The following is a 17844-nucleotide window of genomic DNA, read 5'->3' on the forward strand; positions in this document are numbered from 1 at the left end:
TGTCATTGATAGGGGGCGTTTGATGGGAAGCGATATCTCGAAGTTTAGCCAGGCGCTGAACGCCCGCGAAAACATCTGGACACTGGCGGCGTACAGGAACATGGCAAGAAAGCGGCTGATGCGCAAAGCTGATATCGATATAAAAAGCCTTGCGGTTAAAACCTGGGATATTGCACCGGGTGAAGCCACCCTTTCGCCTCCAGCCATTTACCTGCCCGGTCAGTTGGAACGTGTCACGGGCTGGGAGGCCAAGCGCTTTTACCCTTACATACACCCCGCCCGCACCATGGAGGGTGGCATCAGTGCGCAACAGGGGCCGACCCGTGGCTACCTGATCAAAGATGTATGGATGATTGATGGGGCCCTCTACAAAGGCAATGCCAGCCACTGGCTGTCGCTGAAGCCGAGCAACTTTCCCCGGGTAAAGGTCGAGTATGAGATCGAACGGGGGGCTGCTTTCTGCACCCAAAACGGCAATACATGGTTTGGCACCTGGTTGATGGAAGACTGCCCGACCTATGCCCTGGCCATCAACGAGGGCATCCCGATCACCACCGCGCCGTCGGCGCGGTACCCGCTATTTACCCAAGGCCCGGCTTATGAAGATTGGTTAGGTATGCAGCCGCTGCGGGTGCGCAGTGCTTATTTCAAGGAACTGGTGCTATTTGATGACGTGAGCAACAACCGTAGCCGTCACCAGCGTTACCGCGCCATGGGTGACAAGTTGCTGTCGCATGTCGATCACAGCGCACACCCCGGCGTGTTCATCCTGCGCGGCAGTGAGGGTGACTTGCGTCTGATGCGCAACGAACTTGAAGTTGCCGAACACCTGCGCAGCCACCGCGGGTTCCGTGTCATCAACCCGCTGAAGTGTGATGTGCCGACCATCGTTGCAGCCTGCGCCGGCGCAAGGACGGTAATTGGCGTGGAAGGCAGCCAGCTGGTCCACGGTGTTAACGTGCTGCGCTCGGGGGGCGCTGTAGTGGCACTGCAGCCACCGAACCGCTTCGTCAGTTACTACAAATACCTGACGGACCGAGACCATCAGCATTTCGGCTTTGTCGTGGGAATGCCGGAGGGTGAAGGCTTTACGATCGATGTCGAAGAAGTCGAGCGTACCCTGGACTTGCTACCGTCATAAGCGTGACGGTAAGCGCAATGATTCTCACGCATTCTCGTTGATGAAACACATTAACGTTGGCCGGGCTTCGGCGAGGCGGCAAAACTGCCCCAGTTGAGCCTGCATTCACTGCGACTGGTTTATCAGGATTATCAGCAACTTGGATGGGTATATCAAGGCTGGGTCGAGGCTGCAAATTCTGCATGTCGAGATATTGACGAAGCCAAGGCATATCGATTGAGATTTATTATGGTGTCGGATCGTTGACGTAATGGCATCGTGCCCATAAGCTCCAATCAACAGCGATTAAAACCCCTGCCAAAAACCCTTGCCACACTTTCCTCTTCGTAGGAGGGGACCATGCGTTCGACACTCTTCATCAAATCGATTTTCCTGTTGGTATTATTGAGTGGTGCGGCGCGCGCAGCGGACTCTTATATGAGCCAGACCAATATTGTACCGCTGGCGACAGCCGGTTGGTTGTTTGCATTTGCGGTTATTGGTTTTGTCGCGGTGGCAAACAGAAAGAAAATCTAGTTTCAGGCAGTGCCGTTGCAAAGTTGTACCTGTATTACCGCGCTGCCGGTGAATTGACGCTAAATAAGGGATATTTGCGTTGAGGGGGGATTCGCCGCTTGTCAATTTTCCAGCTATTGCTATATTCCAGTAGCTGACGCCCCAGGGGCTGATTGGCAGTGGCACAAAAGCAGCATCGCGGTACAAGGCCTCCAGGATGCTCGAGGCCATCGCAGTGGGTCACCCCTGCGAAGCGGAGCGAGAGGTTTAGTGTTGTTCTCATTCAGTGCTCTTGAACCTGGGCCGCAAGGCCGGAGGGATCCCTCATGGCGCGTTTGCTGATTTCCATCTTCTGCGTACTCGTAGCGTGGTCCGGCGCCAGTGTCGCCGATCAAGGCAACTCGGCGTACCTGCTCAGCCCTGGCGACAGGGTGTTGATTTCGGTATGGCAGGAAGACACCCTCCGCCAGGAAACCGTTGTCCTTCCCGACGGCAGCATCACATTCCCCCTGGCTGGCCGAATCGATGTGGCCGGCCTCGATGTCACGGCGGTAGCCAGCAAGGTCACGGCCGGCCTCAAACCCTATCTTGCCGACCCTAACGTCAGCGTTGTCGTCACCGGCACTGCTGGCAATCAGGTGTATGTCCAGGGCAAAGTGGTCAAGCCAGGCCCAGTACCGATGACAGGCCCTACTGCGGTGCTGCAGGCGCTGAGCATGTCGGGTGGAATGGACAAATTCGCCGACGAAAGTGCCATCAAGGTCATCCGTGGCAACGGCCCTTCGCAAAGGGTAATGCCAGTGCGTTACAAGGATCTGGTCTCCGGGCGGGACATGTCCACCAACTTCCAACTTCAGGCTGGCGATACGCTGGTCGTACCTTGACCCTTCATATAAATAAGAATCTCCAGTGCCTATTTTTCGACCAACACGTATTGCGACGGCGATCATGATGATGCCGTTCGCAGGGGTGGCTCACGCCGCCATCTGGCAGTCTTCAGTCGTGGTACCCACGTCTGTCGAGTACGACAGCAACCCATTGCTCCTGACGTCCGAGGAGAAAGGTGTGACGCGTACCATCATTGCACCCGACTACACCCTCACAGGCCAGTTCGATCGTGACCAGCTGCGCTTCGGGTTGGGCGTGAACGTGCTGCGTTCATCCGACCGTTCGGTCGTGGATGACCGCGAAGACCCCAAACTGAGCCTGGGCTGGCAGCGCGAAACCGAGACCGGCGGCTTTGGCCTGCTGGCACGCTATGAAGAAAGCTCCACGCTGTCCGGGGCCGTGCAGGATACCGGTGTGGTCACCACCGACGGCACCCAGAAGATGACCACGCTGGAGGGTAACTGGACAAGTGCGGTGACCGAGCGCAGTACCCTGGCGAACGTGCTCACGTACTCCCATGCACGTTACGACATCAGTACGCTGACCGGCTACGACGAGTTGTTCAACAAATCGACCTGGACCTACGCCTGGAACGAGCGCACCGACATCATCACCGGTTTCAACGCCAGGCGTTATGAACCGCAGGATGACACCACTGCAGTGTCCTCCAACAGCTACAGCCCCAACATCGGCGTACGTCACCGGTTCTCCGAGCGCTTCGAAGGCGAGATGCACGTTGGCGTCAACAAGACCACTGGCCCGGGGGGCGGGCGCCGTGGTGAAGGCGGCATGTCGCTGTTCTATCGCGGCGTGCGCGCCGATGCCAGCCTGAGCGCCGAGCGCAGCACCGTCGCCAACGCCGAGGGCGGTTTTGCCGAACTCGACATGGTCCGCGGCAGCTGGAGCTACCTGGTCACCGAGGTGGACCGCGTGGGCGTCGATGCATCCTGGCAGGACAGCAAGGGCGTATCACCGAATACCTTGCAGACTTACGGCGTCTGGGCCAGCCGAGCGTTTTCGCCGGCCTGGGACCTGCGTTTCTCTCTGATGTACAAGCAGCGTAAGCAAGACGGCTTGCCCGATGCTGACGCGACCATTGCTGGGCTGACGCTGACGTATAGATATCCCGACATCTGACTCTCGCACGGGTGGCCACCATGAAATCCGAGTACGAGCTTTCCCTCAAAGATTACATCGCCATCATCAAGGACCGCGCCTTGTTGCTGGGGGTGAGCATCGTCGTCGTGGTTGCCGCAACCGTGGGGGTCGCCGTCACGGTGCCGCCGCTTTATCAATCGACCGGCACCATCCTGGTGGAGTCGCAGCAGATTTCCCCGGATTTGGTGTCGGCGAACAACAACAGCTTTGCCGATGAGCGCATCGAGGTCATCCGCCAGCGCGTGATGACCCGCGAGAATCTGCTGAAGATCATCGACAAGTACAACCTGTTTGCCGACAAGGGCCGGCAGTTCAGCGAAACCGACAAGATCGACCAGATGCGCAACGCGATCGTTGTGGCCACGCTGAGCACCTATGTCAAAGGCCGAGGCGAAGCCACGGTCGCGTTCACGGTTTCGTATGAAGACAAGCGTGCCGACGTCGCCAAGGAAGTGGCCGACGAACTGGTAACGCTGTTCCTCAACGAAAACATGAAACAGCGCACCGAAAGGGCCACCGAAACCACCGAGTTCCTCACCCAGGAGGCGAACAAGCTCGGCGCGGAGCTTGCCGACCTCGAAAACAAGCTGGCGGACTTCAAGCAGGCCCACGCCAATGCCTTGCCCGAGAACCAGCAGTTGCGCATGAGCATGCTGTCACGCTCGGAGCTGGAGTTCCGTGAGGTTGACCGCGACTATAAATCGGCCCAGGAAGAACTGCGTTACCTCGAATTGGAACTGTCGGCCGCCAATGCGGGCGTGCCCAGCCAGGGTGCCGGCGGCAGGCCTGCACCAGCGGACCAGCCGCAAGACCTGGCCAGCCTCAAGGCCGAGTACGCCCGGCTGCTGACCAAATACACCTCGGCGCACCCTGATGTCGTCGCGGTCAAACGCAAGATCGACCTGCTGCAGGCGTCGGGCGGGAAGGGCATCGCTGCGGCAGCGGCCATGAACCTCGATGCCGCGAGGGTGCGTACCAAGATGGCTGCGGCGCAGTCGCGCATCAGCTCGCTGGCCGAACAGAAACGCCAGCTTACCGCCAAGATGGAAGGCTACGAGGCCGATATCCTTGAAGCCCCGCAAGTCGAGCGTGGGCTGGTGACCTTGATGCGTGACCACGACAACGCACGCAAGAAGTACGAAGAAATCCGCAACAAGGAAATGGGCGCGAAGATCACCGAAAGCCTCGAGCAGGAAAACAAGGCCGAGCGCTTCGTGCTGCTGGAACCCCCTTTGATGCCGGAAAAACCGGTCAAGCCCAACCGCAAGAAAATCGTCGCCCTGGGCCTGGTGCTGGCACCGGCCATTGGCGGTGGCTTGGTGATGTTGCTGGAAATGCTCAACCAGCGGGTACGCGGTGTGGGTGCGCTGGAAAGCGTGCTGGGCAAGCGTGTGCTGGTGGCTGTCCCATACATTCCCACGCAGGCAGATGCAGCCAGGCGCCGCAAGTGGCGGTTCTGGTTGCTGATCGCGGGGTTGGTACTGGTTGCTATGCTGATGGTGGTCGTCCATGTGTTCTATATGCCCTTGGACCTCCTGCTGTTTAAAGCTATGGCTCGGTTTGAATAGGGAAGCGCAGCGATGGACAGAATTACGCCGGCTATCGGAAAGAACATTCATCAGGTTTCTCCCAGCCCTGCAGAAACGCCCAAGGCGCCGCTGTTGGCGGACAAGCCCGAGGCCCTGGGGCAGTTCGATTATGTGCAGACCAAGGTGGTGCCGCTGAATGCGGAGCACCTGGAGCGCAACCGCATCGTCTCGTACAACAAGAACTCGAACATGAGCGGCGCCATCGACCTGCTGCGCACGCAGGTGCTGCAGGCCATGGAAGAGAACGGCTGGCGTACCTTGGCGATCACCTCGCCAACGCCTGAGGCGGGCAAGACGGTGCTGGCGGTCAACCTGGCCATGAGCATCGCCCACCACACCACCAAGACCGCCTTGCTGGTGGACTTCGACCTGCGCCGCCCACGGGTTGGCAGCAGCCTCGGCTTGCCGATGGACAAAGCGCTCAACGAACTGCTCAAGGGCGAGGCATGGCTTGAGGAGGTGATGGTCAACCCGACCTTGCCGCGTTTTGTCGTGTTGCCAACGCGCGAGCCGATCCCGATGTCCACCGAGATGCTCTCGTCGCCCAAGGTGAACAGCCTGATCAACGACCTGCGCGATCGCTACGACTCGCGCATCTGCATTTTCGACCTGCCGCCGCTGTTGAGCTCCGACGATGCGATCACCGTGTTGCCGAAGTTCGACTGCGTGCTGCTGGTGGTGGCCAACGGGATGAACAGCAAGAAGGACATCGAGGATTGCCTGCACCACCTGGCGACGGCGAACCTCATCGGGGCGGTGTTGAACAAGGCGGATGAGAAGCCGCGGGCTTACTACTAGATACAGGTTCGCTGCAAACGGGAGCAGGCTGGGCAAGCCTGCTCTTTTCTGTTCTGTATCTCGGTTCATCGCCACGGGTACTGCAGCTCCCACTCCCAAGCATGGCGCACAATCTGCTCCAGTGAATCAAACCGAGGCTGCCAGCCCAGCACCAGCCTGGCCCTGGTAGCATCCGCCACCAGCCTGGCCGGGTCGCCATCGCGACGTGCGGCCTCGACCACATTGATCTGCCGCCCCGTTACATCGCGGGCTGTATCGATCACTTGCTGCACCGAAAACCCCAAGCCATTGCCCAGGTTGAACGCCGTGGTAGTGCCACCTTTCGATAGATACTCCACTGCCAGTTCATGGGCCGACGCCAGGTCGGCTACATGCACGTAATCGCGGATACAGCTGCCGTCCGGCGTGTCGTAATCGTGGCCGAACACGGTAATCGCCTCGCGCCGCCCCGCGGCGGCCTGCAGGATCAACGGGATCAGGTGCGTCTCCGGCTCGTGGCATTCACCTAGCAGCCCATCCGGGTCGGCGCCCGCTGCGTTGAAGTAGCGCAGGCACACCGACTTCAGCCCATACGCCCGGTCGAAGTCCTGGAGGATCTGTTCCACCATCCACTTGCTGCGGCCGTAGGGGTTGATGGGCGCCTTGGGGTGCTGCTCATCGATGGGCACGTACTGCGGGTCGCCATAGACGGCGGCGGTGGAGGAGAAGATCAGGTGTCTGATACCTGCCCGCACCATGGCGTTGAGCAGGGTAAGGGTGGCCGCGACGTTGTTCTGGTAATACTTGCCAGGGTCGCTGACCGATTCCCCTACCTGAATGAAAGAAGCGAAATGAAAGACGGCATCGAAGTGGCAATCGCCAAACAAGGTGTCCAGCGCATGCGCGTTGGCGATGTCCAGCTCGACCCATTCGATGCCCGGGTCGGCGGCCGCGGTGTCCGCCACCACGACTTCATGCCCGGCGCGCAGCAGGTGCTTGACCATGTGCGAACCGATATAACCTGAACCCCCGACCACCAAGTACTTCATCCAATCCTCCTGGAACAGACGCAGCGTCGAATGCCTGGAATTCAGGTCTGAATTGACTCTAGATGGCGAAATGCCCTATTTCAAGAAAAGCCAGTTGGACATGTTCTGAGCGTCGAAGGTGATCATGTAGCGCCCGTCCTTGTAGCTCGCAGCCAGTGTCTTTTCCTGGCCGTCGGCAGTGTGGCTGTACAGTTTCAGGCCCGCGGGTGCCTTGATGCTCAAACCACCTTCAAGCGGTTCGACGTGGAACGGCGTCATGTCGTCGGGCCGGGGGACAGCACGGCTGCCGAGCGAAATCAGCAGGTTCCGCGACTGACCGAGCGGCTTGGCATCCAGGCTTTGCACGGCAACGCTGGCATAAGCGGTTTTCAGCTGCAGCGTGACGTCGCCAAGGCTCATCGACTGGCCGCCCAGCCAGCCTGTGGCGGCCTGGGTGAGGGGGGTGTCGATGGTGTAGACGCCCTGTTGCCAGTTACGCCGCAGCTCACCGGTATCGGTGACCGCTTCGCTGGCGTTGGCATCCAGCAGAGACTGGTCTGGGTCGTGCAGCACCTGGGCATCGGCCGGGATGGCATTGGCCTGCAACCAGGGCAACTGTGCGGTCTGCGGCATGGCGATCTGCAGCCGGCCTTTTTCCATGGCGGTACGCAGCAGCACCGAGGTGTTGGGGGTTATGAGTGTGTTGTAGAGGGTGTCGGGGGTAGGCGCAAACACATAACGGGTTTTGGCCAGCTGCACGTCTTCGCGGCGGTAGAGCAGGGCGGCGGCGGGCATCGTGGCCATCAGCGCGGGGTCGTTGTAGGCGTTCCAGTTGTCGGCCCTGCGCCACTGGGCCAGAAAACCCTGCTGGCTGTAGGCATACTGCATGATCGCGTCCCAGCCCTGATGGCTGGCGGTGGCCGCGATGTACAACGGCAGCGAGTGGCGATCAGGCAGCGGGAAGGGTTCGGCGTTCCACTCGGTGACGGTCATCGGCAGCCCGACCACTTGGGCCGCACCCAGCCAGTTGATCAGGCCGTCGCTGGTCAGCGGGTTCTTCTCCAGCTGGCCGATGCCGCCATAGCTGTGGGCGTCGATCACATCACCGGTGGTCAGCGAAGGCAGCGACGACAGCCCGTTGCCGCCCCAGGTGCTGGTGGTGGCGATGGGTACCTTGACGCCGAGGCTGCGCAGGTCCTTGATCATGTCATCGAAAACGCGGTGCTCCAGGTCATTGAGGAACAGTTTCGACGGGCCCTGTTCCCAGGCGCGCCAGGTCTTGTCTGCGGGCAGGTTCTGGCGGGCGGCGAAGGCCTTGGCTTCGTCCATGTACAACTTGCTGTGTTTGGGCACGCCCTTGTCTGGCAGCAGGGCGTTGCCGAAGTGGTGGGTGATGTCGTTTTCGTTGGTGATCAGGATGGCGGCGATGGCCGGGTCGTCCTTGTAGGCCAGCCCGGTGTAGCTGTTCACGTGGGTCATGTACTGCTGGGCAAAGCGCTTCATGGCCTGTTGCAGGGTGACGTTGACGTAGGCATAGCCCTTCAGGCCGGCAACCTCGTGTTCCTTGGGCAATTCGTCGAATGCATAGATGTTGTCGTGAGCGGTCAGTACCCGCGACACGTTCATGTCGAGCCACACATAAATGCCTTCGTCCTTGAGGCACTTGATCCACCAGTCGATCTTCTTCAGCGCATCGGTATCGAGTTGCCCGGTGTCCTTCAGGCGCTGCAGGTCGCCGAAGACATTCGGGCTGACCCAGGGCGAGTCATGGTGGTGCAGCCTGACCAGGTTGAAGCCCAGTGCCGACAACCGCTTGGCCTGGGCCTTGATCTCTTCGTCGGGGGTCTTGAACAGCGCGTAGGCCGACAGGTTGGTGCCCCAGAAGCGCGCCGGGGTGTTGTCGGCAAATACCAGCTGTTCACCGGCCGCCTTGACGAAACCGCGCTTGCCCGCAGGCTTTTCGGGGGCATTGAGGAACGACAGGTCCACCGGCGACGTGCGCCAGTCGAGCTGGTCATCAGGCCATTGCGTGGGGTCGGCCAGGCCGAAGCGTTCGCTCGGGGTCGGGCCGATGGTGACGTCGCCGGTCACGTTCAGCACGGCCTTGATCTGCTGGCGACCGGGGCGGATCGGGTCGATATAGAAGAAGGTACGGATCTGGCGGGTGTCGCCCCGTTCAAAATAGACCTTGGCCAATGGCGGGTCGAAGCGCATTTCCACGCGCGGGCCTTGTGCGTTCTTGCCCCACGACCAGCCGCGATTGCCCGGCAGCAGCACCGGGTCGCCCATCTCGCCGGCGATCAGCGCAGGGTCGAAGTCCCAGACGATGCCGCCACCCATGACATCGGCCTGCTTGCTGTGCGCTTGCAGGTCAAAGTTCCAGGTCAAGGTTTGCGCTTCATCCTTGCGGATGTCGGCCTTGAGGTCGAAATCCAGGTCCTTGTTGTTGCCCGCCAGGGTGTAGTGGTAAGGCCCTTCGACCTTGAACGTCGGGTAAAACCCTGTCCAGCTCCAGTTCGCCCCCCAGAAGTTGAAACTCGATGCCATCGCTGCGCCGCCGCCGCGTGTCAGGCCTGGCAGGCCATTCTGTTCGTTGATGCTGACCACCCATTGCGAGGCCCAGCCGGCCAGCGGCAGCAGCAACAGGCCAGCGAGCGCCGTTGCCCGGGTAAAAGGGCAAAGGAGTGTGCGGATCATCGCGTTACCTCGGTTGCAGGCTGACGTTGGCGGGCTGGGTGGCATCGGCCTGGCCGAGCCTGCGCACCATCTGGATGTAGGCAATGCCGAGGCCGCCGACAGACCAGTAGATCACCGGGATCACCGTGATGCTGCTGACCGTGAAGATGGTCACCAGAATGCCCAGCAAGGTCGCCAGCAGTACCCGGCCCAGTTCCCGGTACGGGTCATCCCGGTCGGTAAAGGTGCGCAGGGTCTTTCTGATGCCCAACACGACGCAGGCGAAAAAGCCCACGAACAGTGCCAGGCCGACCAGGCCGATGCGCAGGGCCAGGTTGATGTAGGTGTTGACGATGTCGATGATGCCTTCGCCCTGGATCATCGACTGCATTTCCGGGGTGTTGCGGAAGTCGAACGAGCCGAACAGCGGGTAACGCTGAATGACGATCCACGAGTTGTCGAGCAGGCGCTCGCGGTAGGTGATGTTCTCGTGGTCCACATTGCCGATGAAAGGCAGCAGGTCGAGCACTTTTTCGCCGCCAGGCATGATGCTCAGCAGTGGGATGCTCAGCAGCCCGGCAAGGCCCAGCAAGGCCAGCCGGCTTAGCGCACGGCGGCCCATGGCGATGTACACGACGATCAGCACCACCGCGCCCACCCAGGGGCCGCGGGACAGCGGTGCGAACAGCCCGGCGGCCAGCAGCAGGGCGCCCAGGTAGCGCTGCATGCGGTTGCGCACGAAGCCCTGGACGAACAGGAACAGGCCGATCGCCACGGTGATGACGTAACCCAGGGCGATGGCCTGGCCGGTGGTGACACTGGCGCGTAACGCACCGCCGCGGCTCAGGTAGCCTTTCATGCTCCACTGCACGCCCAGGGCATCGAGCAGGGCGTTGTACAGCAGCCAGTGGCGCACATACTCGGCCACCGCCAGCAGCGACAGCACGAACGCGGCAATGACGAAGGCCAGCATCACGTCCTTGAATTCGCTGATATCCCGCACCCCGCGGCTGGCGACGTAATAGGGCAGGAACACGTCGATATACAGGTACACCCCCTGGCGCAGGGTGTCGGTGACGGTCGTTTCGCGCAGGTACAGCAAGGCCATCAGCAGCAGGCTGGCGGCCAGCAGCTTGTCGGCCCACAGCCGGCCGAAGCGCAGGGTATCGCCTTGCTTGCTCAGCACCAGTGCGGCAGGCAGCAGTACGCACAGGGCCAGAATGCGCTGATGATTGAGTTCGATGAGGTAGTTGACCACGCCAAACCCCGGCACCTCGATCGACGCCGGCGGGATGACGAACAGCAGCATGAAGAACAGCGCCATGGGGTTGCGCTCGCGGCGCCTGGTCGTTAGCAGGATGACCGCGGCCACGGCCGTGTAGATCCAGTAGCTGTGGGCAAAGAACGCCACCAGCGTGAGGGCGAACCACAGGTTGCGGCGGCGTTTGAAATCACCCTCGGGTATCAGGTCGGTTGCCGGGTTGCGGGCGAGGAAAAACACCACACCCGCGACGAACAGAATGACGACCAACGCACGAATATGTTCTGGCATCTGAAGGGTCACCTGTCCCTGGGTGGGTGGGCACTAGCATCATGGCTAATTGAAACTATAGTGACTTCTAGCCAATCAGTCAGAGATTGAAGTCATGCCGTCGATTGATGTGCAAGCCTCATCCAGTCTGCGCAAGCGCGCCTTGGGCGCCGGGGCATGGAACCTGGTGTCGCTGGTCGCCTCACAGGTACTGCGCCTGGGCGGCAACCTGATCATGGCCCGGCTGCTGCTGCCGGAAATGTTCGGGGTGATGGTCATTGCTACCACCGTTTCGGTACTGCTTCACCTGCTGTCGGATGTCGGCCTGCGCCAGAACATCATCCAGAGCCACCGCGGCGACGACCCGCTATTCCTCAATACCGCCTGGACCGTGCAGATCGTGCGCGGTTTCATGCTGTTTGCGCTGACGCTGCTGCTGGCCCTCGGTGCCTGGGCCGCGCAAGTGGCCGACCTGTGGCCGGCGCACTCCACCTATGCGGCGCCCGAGTTGCCCCTGGTGCTGGCAATCACCGGCCTGTCGGCGATCATCTGGGGGTTCCAGTCGACCAAGATAGACGTGGCCGTGCGAACTTTCCAACAGAAGCGCGTGGTACTGGTCGACATCGCGTCGCAGGTCGTCGGTTTGATCACGATGCTGGCCATCGGGTATTTCACCCGGTCGATCTGGTCGCTGGTGATCGCCGGCCTGACGTCCGCCCTGGCCGGTACGCTGCTCGGCCACCTGGCCCTGCAAGGGCCGCATAACCGTCTGCAGTGGGACCGCGAGGCGTTGAACGAACTGATCGTGTTCGGCCGCTGGATACTGCTGTCATCGATGGTCGGAGTGCTGGCGATGTATGGTGACCGCATCTGGTTCGGCGGCACCATGACGGTGGCGCAGCTGGGGGTCTATTCGATTGCGGTGCTGATACTCGGGTCACTGCAGACCGGCCTGATGAAGCTGTTCGGTACGGTGGCGCTGCCGGCGTTCAGCGAGGCAGCCCGGTCGGGGGACAAGGCTCGCCTGAAGAAGCTGTACTTCCACTTCAGGCTGATCGTGGACCTGGTCATGCTGTTCTTGTGTGGCGGCTTCCTGACCGGCAGCCCGTTGCTGATCGGCTGGCTGTACGACGCGCGCTATGCCGACGCCGGCCCCATGCTGGCCATCCTGTCGCTGTCGTTTTTCACCCTGCGCTACACCTTGGCCCATCAGCTGTGGATCGCCCTGGGCCACACCAAGTACCAGGCAATGGACAACATCATCCGGCTCGTGTCGCTGTGGACCCTGCTACCGTTGCTGCTGGCCTTGGGCGGTGTGAAATGGGCGATCTGGGGCGCAGCACTGCATACCTTCCCAACCCTGATCCTGATTTTCTACGTCAACTGCAAGCTAGACATTTTCAGTGTGAAGCGCGAACTTGTGGTGCTGCCGATGATTGTGGTCGGCGCGCTTTGTGGCTTTTTGCTCACACGCCTTTTCGACTGGCTGTGAAGCCCTGCTGGCACGTGGTACCTAACAATAACGAGCTCAATAAAATCAATGACATAGGTCTTGTGATCATGGGGAAGCTGCAGTTTCTTACTCGGCAGTTGGGGCGCAGGGGCTTTCTTCGTAATTGTGTCTTGTTGAGCGCCGGAGCTGCCGTGTTCGGCGTGGGCGCCAGCGTGCCGCGCAAACCTGCGGTAAAGGGCGAGTTTGTCGTGATCAACGGCTGGGTGTTGCCTTCCGAGTACTTCAAGGACGGGCGAGCATGATCAAGGACTATGAGGCTGAGAAAACCCTGCGCAAGGCTTACGACGTCTGCATCATCGGCGCCGGGCCGGCCGGCATCACTCTGGCCTTGCGCCTGGCCGAGGCGGGGTGGCGCGTGGTGCTGCTTGAGGGCGGTGGCCATGAGTATTCACCGCGTTCCCAGGCATTCTACAGGTGCACCTCCACCGGGCTTGAACTGTACGCTGAGGAAACGCGCCTGCGTTACCTGGGCGGCACCTCCAATCACTGGGCAGGCCGTTGCCGCCCCTTCACGGCGTCCGACTTCGCCAATGCACCGCCAGTCGATCTGCCTGGCTGGCCCATTCCCTATGGGGAGATAGAACGTTACCTGCCCGCAGCCATGGATATCGTGGACCTGCCGCAGGGCGCCGAATTTCGAACGGTCAACGCTGGCCTGGGCGGCGATGAATTCGACGCCGACCGCTTTCTGCTCAGCCCGCCAACGCGGTTTGCGCAAAAATATGCCAAGGCGCTCGACGAAACGGCAGGGCTGGACGTGTTCATCAACTGCAATTGCGTCGACCTGGATTTCGACGAGGCTGCCGGGCAGTTGAAAGCGGCAGTGGTCTGCGATTACGCGCGCAATCGTCAACGGGTCGTGGCGAGCACCTTCATTCTCGCCACCGGCGCCATCGAGAATGCCAGGCAGTTGCTCAACAGTACGACGCTGGTTGGCGCAGGCGTGATCAAGAAGGATGGCCTGACCGGCTGTTGCCTGATGGAACACCTGAACGTCGATATGGGCACGTTCATCCTCAAAGACGGGCAAGGTACCGAGCCACGTCAGTACTACACCACCGATACGTTTGTCTCCGAGTACCGCGCCGGCAAAGGCAATGTCTCGACCACCGTGCTTACCGATGTGCAGACGTATGGCAGAACCGCCGAGGTGAAGCACTTTCTGGAGAACCTCGCCTGTGAGATGGGCGTGGCCAGCAAGATCGACTTCGTGGCCAAGTTCAGTTGCCCGGGCGATGGCGTCATCAGCACGATGATCGAACAGTTTCCCAATGCCCACAGCCGTATTTCGCTGCTCGACGAAAAGGATGAACTGGGTGTCTCCAAGGTCAACGTCAATTGGGCGCTCAGTGCCACCGACAGACATACCATCAAGTGCATTGGCAGTGAACTGGCCAAGCAGTTCGCCGAGATGGGGCTTGGCTTCGTCAAGCTGAACGACTACGTCTACGACACCGACCTTGCCTTGAAGGTGCAGCCGCATGCCCACCACATGGGCACCACGCGCATGGCAGCGTCGCCTGAGTTTGGCGTGGTCGATACCGACTGCAAGGTGTTCGGCACAGACAATCTCTACGTGGCCGGCAGCAGCATTTTCGCCACGGGCGGCGCTTCGAACCCGACGATGCCGCTGTTGCAGTTCGCGCTCCGCCTGGCCGACCACCTTGATGCACGGTTGAAGGCGGCCAGGGGCGCGCGGGTTTGATGAAGGCTTGAAGCACAAGGTAAAGGGTTGAGAGCGTTGCGGTCAGCACAAAGAAGAACGAGACCGGTTCGCCTCAGGGACAGTCCAGGAGCGCTTGACTTGCGAGGCTAGCAGTATGAAAGGATGGATACGGAATGCCATGACGCAGTACTTTTACTCGACAGGGCGGGGACGCTCGGCATACAAGAAATTCTGCAACCCGACACCCTTGGAGTGGGGTACCTACCTGGCGCGGTGGGGGAGTTTTCACTCCGTGGGCAGCAACGTGTATATCAACTGCGGCTGTAACGTGACCGACCCGACACTGGTGCGCATTGGCAGCAATGTGGGCCTGTCGGACTGCACATTGATCGGCCACGATGGGGTGGTTGCGCTGATCGAGATCTGTTACGGCAAGCATCTGGATTCGGTCGGCTACATTGATATCAGGGACAACAGCTTTGTCGGCCACGGCGCCATCGTCATGCCAAGGGTCACCATCGGGCCGGATTCGGTTGTCGCTGCCGGTGCCGTGGTCACCAAGGATGTGCCGCCCGGCACGGTCGTCGGCGGCAACCCGGCCAAATTCATCTGCACCACCGAAGAGCTGATCAAGCGGGTCGAGGCGCGCTGCAATGCCTATCCTTGGATCGACATGGTGAAGAACCGCAAGGGCGCTTACGACCCCACGGTGGAGCCTGCGCTGGCGCGGCAACGCAGCGAGTATTTTTTCGGAGACGGTAGCAATGGATAGAAAACCCGTCGATGTGATGGTCGTCAACTTCAATACCGCATCGTTGCTGCAGCCGATGTTCGATGCCTTGCGCCAGGCCGGCAGTGAGCGGCTGGCCAAGTACCTGGTAGTGGACAACGCCTCCGTCGACGATTCGGTGCAGCGCATGGCCCAGGTCTGCCCCGAGGCGGTTTTGCTCAGCAACAAGCTGAACGTGGGGTTTGGCCGTGCCAACAATCAGCTGCTGGCCCACCTGCAAGGCAAATACGCGCTGCTGCTCAATACCGATGCGTTCGTTGCCGACGACAGCCTGCAGAAAACCATCGACTACATGGATGCCCACCCGGAGTGCGGTGTGCTGGGCGTGCGGCTGGTGGGGCGCGACGGCGACCTGCAGCCCAGTTGCCGGTACTTCCCTACGCCGTTGAACGTGTTTGTGGCACGCACCGGTCTCGGGCGCTTTTTCCCCGGCTTGAAAATGGTCGACGAGATGAACTGGGACCACGGCTCGGTGCGCGAATGCGACTGGCTGCCTGGTTGCTTTTATCTGGTACGCCGTGAGGTGCTCGACCAGGTGGGGTTGTTCGACCCACGCTACTTCCTTTATTACGAGGAGGTGGACCATTGCAAGCGGGTCAAGGAGGCTGGCTGGAAGGTGGTGTTCTACCCGCACACCACGGTCGTGCACATCGGCGGTGAGAGCTCCAAGTCGGTCGCCGAGCTCGAGGCGGCGAGCCGGCAGATCTCCAGCTACCAGATCGAAAGCGAGCTGCTGTATTTTCGCAAGCATCACGGTGTCGCCGGGTTGGCCCTGCACATGCTGCTGGTGAGCCTGGGTGACCTGGTGCTGGCACTCAAGGCGCTGCTCAAGGGACGCGGCTGGGGCGCAATCAAGGCCTGCTGGCGGCATACCCAGGCGACCTGGTCGCTGCTGCTCAAGACCCGGTTCGCGAGCCAACCCACACGTTAGGTGAAGCCATGTTCGATAACATTCGCGCGGACTTGCGCGCACACGGTGGCGATTGGGGCGCCCAGGGTTTCTGGGTGCTGGTGGTGTACCGCTTTGGCCGCTGGCGTTATGGCGTGCGGCCGGCGCTTTTGCGCAAGCTACTGTCGTTTGTCTACAAGGTGCTGTTCAAGTTCGTGCAGATCATCACCGGGGTCGAGCTGCCATGCGAGGTGGTGATTGGCCGCAACTTCGTCATTGACCATTTCGGCGGGATTGTCATCAGCGGCTATGCTCGATTTGGCGACGACTGCCGGATTCGCAATGGCGTGGTGGTCGGCCTGAAGAACGTCAACGAACCGATAGCACCGGTGTTTGGCAATAACGTCGACATCGGCGCTGGGGCCAAGGTGCTTGGCAACATCCGCATTGGCAACAATGTGGCGATCGGCTCGAACGCCGTGGTGTTGATCGATGTGCCCGACAACTCGCTGGCGGTAGGCGTGCCCGCGACCATCAAGGCCAGAAAGCACAGCGAAGCCATGGAGTGCTCATGATTCAGGCTCTGTACGAAAAGGCTTGAGACGCAGGGCAGGCGAGGCTGCTTTCAACGCAGCATGGACAAGTATCAAGGCTTTTCGTACAGAGCCTAGCCAATGAATGGCCGCGCAAATGGGTCGTTCCGTCAAGCGCGCGAGTGAGGCCCCATGGTGACAGGCATTGGAGTGGTGGTGATCGGCCGTAATGAAGGCCAGCGCCTTGAGCGCTGCCTGGCGTCGTTGGCCGGGCGTGCGGACAAGGTGGTTTATGTGGACTCCGGCTCCACCGACGGCTCCGTGGCGCGGGCGTCGGCGCTGGGTGTCGAGGTGCTGGCGCTGGACATGTCGATACCGTTCACCGCTGCGCGCGCGCGCAACGAAGGCTTCGCCTGCCTGCAGAAATCGCTGCCAGCAATCCGCCATGTGCAGTTCGTCGATGGCGATTGCGAGGTAGATGCCGGCTGGCTGGCCAAGGCACAAGCGTTTCTCGACACGCACCCCCAGGTGGCGGTGGTCTGCGGCCGGCGCCGCGAACGGTTTCCCCAGCACTCGATCTACAACCTGCTCTGCGACCTGGAGTGGGACACGCCGCTGGGCGAGGCCAAGGCCTGTGGTGGCGACGCGCTGATGCGCGTAGATGCCTTCCTGTCGGTGTCTGGGTATCGGCCGGAGCTGATAGCCGGGGAAGAACCCGAGCTGTGCGTGCGTCTGCGCGCCGCTGGCTGGAAAGTCTGGCGCCTGGGCGCCGAAATGACCCTGCACGATGCGGCCATGACCCGCTTCGGCCAGTGGTGGCGGCGTAGCCTGCGGGCAGGTTATGCCTACGCAGAGGGCGCCTACCTGCATGGCGCGCCGCCAGAGCGCCATTGGTTGCGCGAGTCGCGGCGCGCCTGGTTTTGGGGGCTGGGCATTCCGCTGCTGATTGTTTTTGCCAGTGTGTGGCTGGGGCCTTGGGGGCTGCTGCTGCTGTTGCTCTACCCGCTGCAAATGCTGCGGCTGGCGCGGCGTGGCGGCAGGTCGGCGCGTGAGAACGGCTTGCAGGCGGTGTTTCTGGTGCTGGGCAAATTCCCGGAGATGCTCGGCCAGGTGAAGTTCCTGCTTAACCGCCACGCGGCCAGCAAGCCGGTGTTGATCGAGTACAAATGA

General features: G+C 61.0%; 16 protein-coding genes. 13 read left to right on the plus strand and 3 right to left on the minus strand.

Going from position 1 to position 17844, the window contains the following annotated elements; translation table 11 throughout:
• Positions 1-22 precede the first annotated feature (22 nt).
• From ACNQPL_RS21015 to ACNQPL_RS21040, 6 genes are all read left to right on the plus strand, one after another.
• On the plus strand, positions 23-1141 hold the full coding sequence (locus tag ACNQPL_RS21015; RefSeq protein WP_416467800.1) for a glycosyltransferase family 61 protein: 1119 nt from the start codon (positions 23-25) through the stop codon (positions 1139-1141).
• 339 nt (positions 1142-1480) lie between these two features.
• Positions 1481-1657 (plus strand): EPS-associated small membrane protein EppA, encoded by a 177-nt coding sequence (gene eppA / locus ACNQPL_RS21020; protein WP_167060926.1) that lies wholly within the window; start codon positions 1481-1483, stop codon positions 1655-1657.
• 305 nt (positions 1658-1962) lie between these two features.
• The gene (locus ACNQPL_RS21025) at positions 1963-2520 is read left to right on the plus strand and encodes a polysaccharide biosynthesis/export family protein (RefSeq protein WP_346613226.1); all 558 of its coding nucleotides are present in this window, start codon (positions 1963-1965) and stop codon (positions 2518-2520) included.
• A gap of 25 nt (positions 2521-2545) precedes the next feature.
• Complete coding sequence (locus ACNQPL_RS21030) at positions 2546-3661, plus strand: hypothetical protein (protein ID WP_346613227.1); 1116 nt, start codon at positions 2546-2548, stop codon at positions 3659-3661.
• A gap of 20 nt (positions 3662-3681) precedes the next feature.
• Complete coding sequence (locus ACNQPL_RS21035; RefSeq protein WP_346613228.1) at positions 3682-5250, plus strand: GumC family protein; 1569 nt, start codon at positions 3682-3684, stop codon at positions 5248-5250.
• Between the two features lie 12 nt (positions 5251-5262).
• Positions 5263-6069, plus strand: coding sequence for a CpsD/CapB family tyrosine-protein kinase (locus ACNQPL_RS21040; protein ID WP_416467804.1), 807 nt, complete (start codon positions 5263-5265; stop codon positions 6067-6069).
• A 65-nt stretch (positions 6070-6134) separates the two neighbouring features.
• On the opposite strand, the gene galE is transcribed toward ACNQPL_RS21040, so the two are convergent.
• From galE to ACNQPL_RS21055, 3 genes are all read right to left on the minus strand, one after another.
• The gene (gene galE / locus ACNQPL_RS21045; protein WP_416467806.1) at positions 6135-7097 is read right to left on the minus strand and encodes a UDP-glucose 4-epimerase GalE; all 963 of its coding nucleotides are present in this window, start codon (positions 7095-7097) and stop codon (positions 6135-6137) included.
• Positions 7098-7172: 75 nt separating this feature from the next.
• Positions 7173-9773: a glycosyl hydrolase family 5 gene (locus tag ACNQPL_RS21050; RefSeq protein WP_416467808.1), complete on the minus strand. Its 2601-nt coding sequence runs from the start codon at positions 9771-9773 to the stop codon at positions 7173-7175.
• Positions 9774-9777: 4 nt separating this feature from the next.
• The gene (locus ACNQPL_RS21055; RefSeq protein WP_416467810.1) at positions 9778-11304 is read right to left on the minus strand and encodes an O-antigen ligase family protein; all 1527 of its coding nucleotides are present in this window, start codon (positions 11302-11304) and stop codon (positions 9778-9780) included.
• A gap of 94 nt (positions 11305-11398) precedes the next feature.
• Here ACNQPL_RS21055 and ACNQPL_RS21060 point away from each other — a divergent pair, with 94 nt between their 5' ends.
• From ACNQPL_RS21060 to ACNQPL_RS21090, 7 genes are all read left to right on the plus strand, one after another.
• Entirely contained in the window at positions 11399-12775 is a 1377-nt protein-coding gene (locus ACNQPL_RS21060) for an oligosaccharide flippase family protein (RefSeq protein ID WP_346613233.1), read from the plus strand.
• A 134-nt stretch (positions 12776-12909) separates the two neighbouring features.
• Positions 12910-13038 carry a hypothetical protein gene (locus ACNQPL_RS21065; RefSeq protein WP_346613234.1) on the plus strand — a complete coding sequence of 43 codons (129 nt, stop codon included), beginning with the start codon at positions 12910-12912 and terminating at the stop codon, positions 13036-13038.
• On the plus strand, positions 13035-14501 hold the full coding sequence (locus tag ACNQPL_RS21070; RefSeq protein WP_416467812.1) for an FAD-dependent oxidoreductase: 1467 nt from the start codon (positions 13035-13037) through the stop codon (positions 14499-14501). Before ACNQPL_RS21065 ends, ACNQPL_RS21070 begins: the two co-directional genes overlap by 4 nt.
• A 115-nt stretch (positions 14502-14616) precedes the next feature.
• The gene (locus ACNQPL_RS21075; protein WP_346613236.1) at positions 14617-15234 is read left to right on the plus strand and encodes an acyltransferase; all 618 of its coding nucleotides are present in this window, start codon (positions 14617-14619) and stop codon (positions 15232-15234) included.
• Positions 15227-16183, plus strand: coding sequence for a glycosyltransferase family 2 protein (locus ACNQPL_RS21080; RefSeq protein WP_346613237.1), 957 nt, complete (start codon positions 15227-15229; stop codon positions 16181-16183). Before ACNQPL_RS21075 ends, ACNQPL_RS21080 begins: the two co-directional genes overlap by 8 nt.
• An 8-nt stretch (positions 16184-16191) precedes the next feature.
• Positions 16192-16716: a serine acetyltransferase gene (locus tag ACNQPL_RS21085; protein ID WP_346613238.1), complete on the plus strand. Its 525-nt coding sequence runs from the start codon at positions 16192-16194 to the stop codon at positions 16714-16716.
• Positions 16717-16866: 150 nt separating this feature from the next.
• Positions 16867-17844 carry a glycosyltransferase family 2 protein gene (locus ACNQPL_RS21090; RefSeq protein ID WP_416467815.1) on the plus strand — a complete coding sequence of 326 codons (978 nt, stop codon included), beginning with the start codon at positions 16867-16869 and terminating at the stop codon, positions 17842-17844.

The sequence above is a fragment of the Pseudomonas sp. LFS044 genome (assembly GCF_047978245.1).
In the GTDB taxonomy this organism is placed as follows: domain Bacteria; phylum Pseudomonadota; class Gammaproteobacteria; order Pseudomonadales; family Pseudomonadaceae; genus Aquipseudomonas.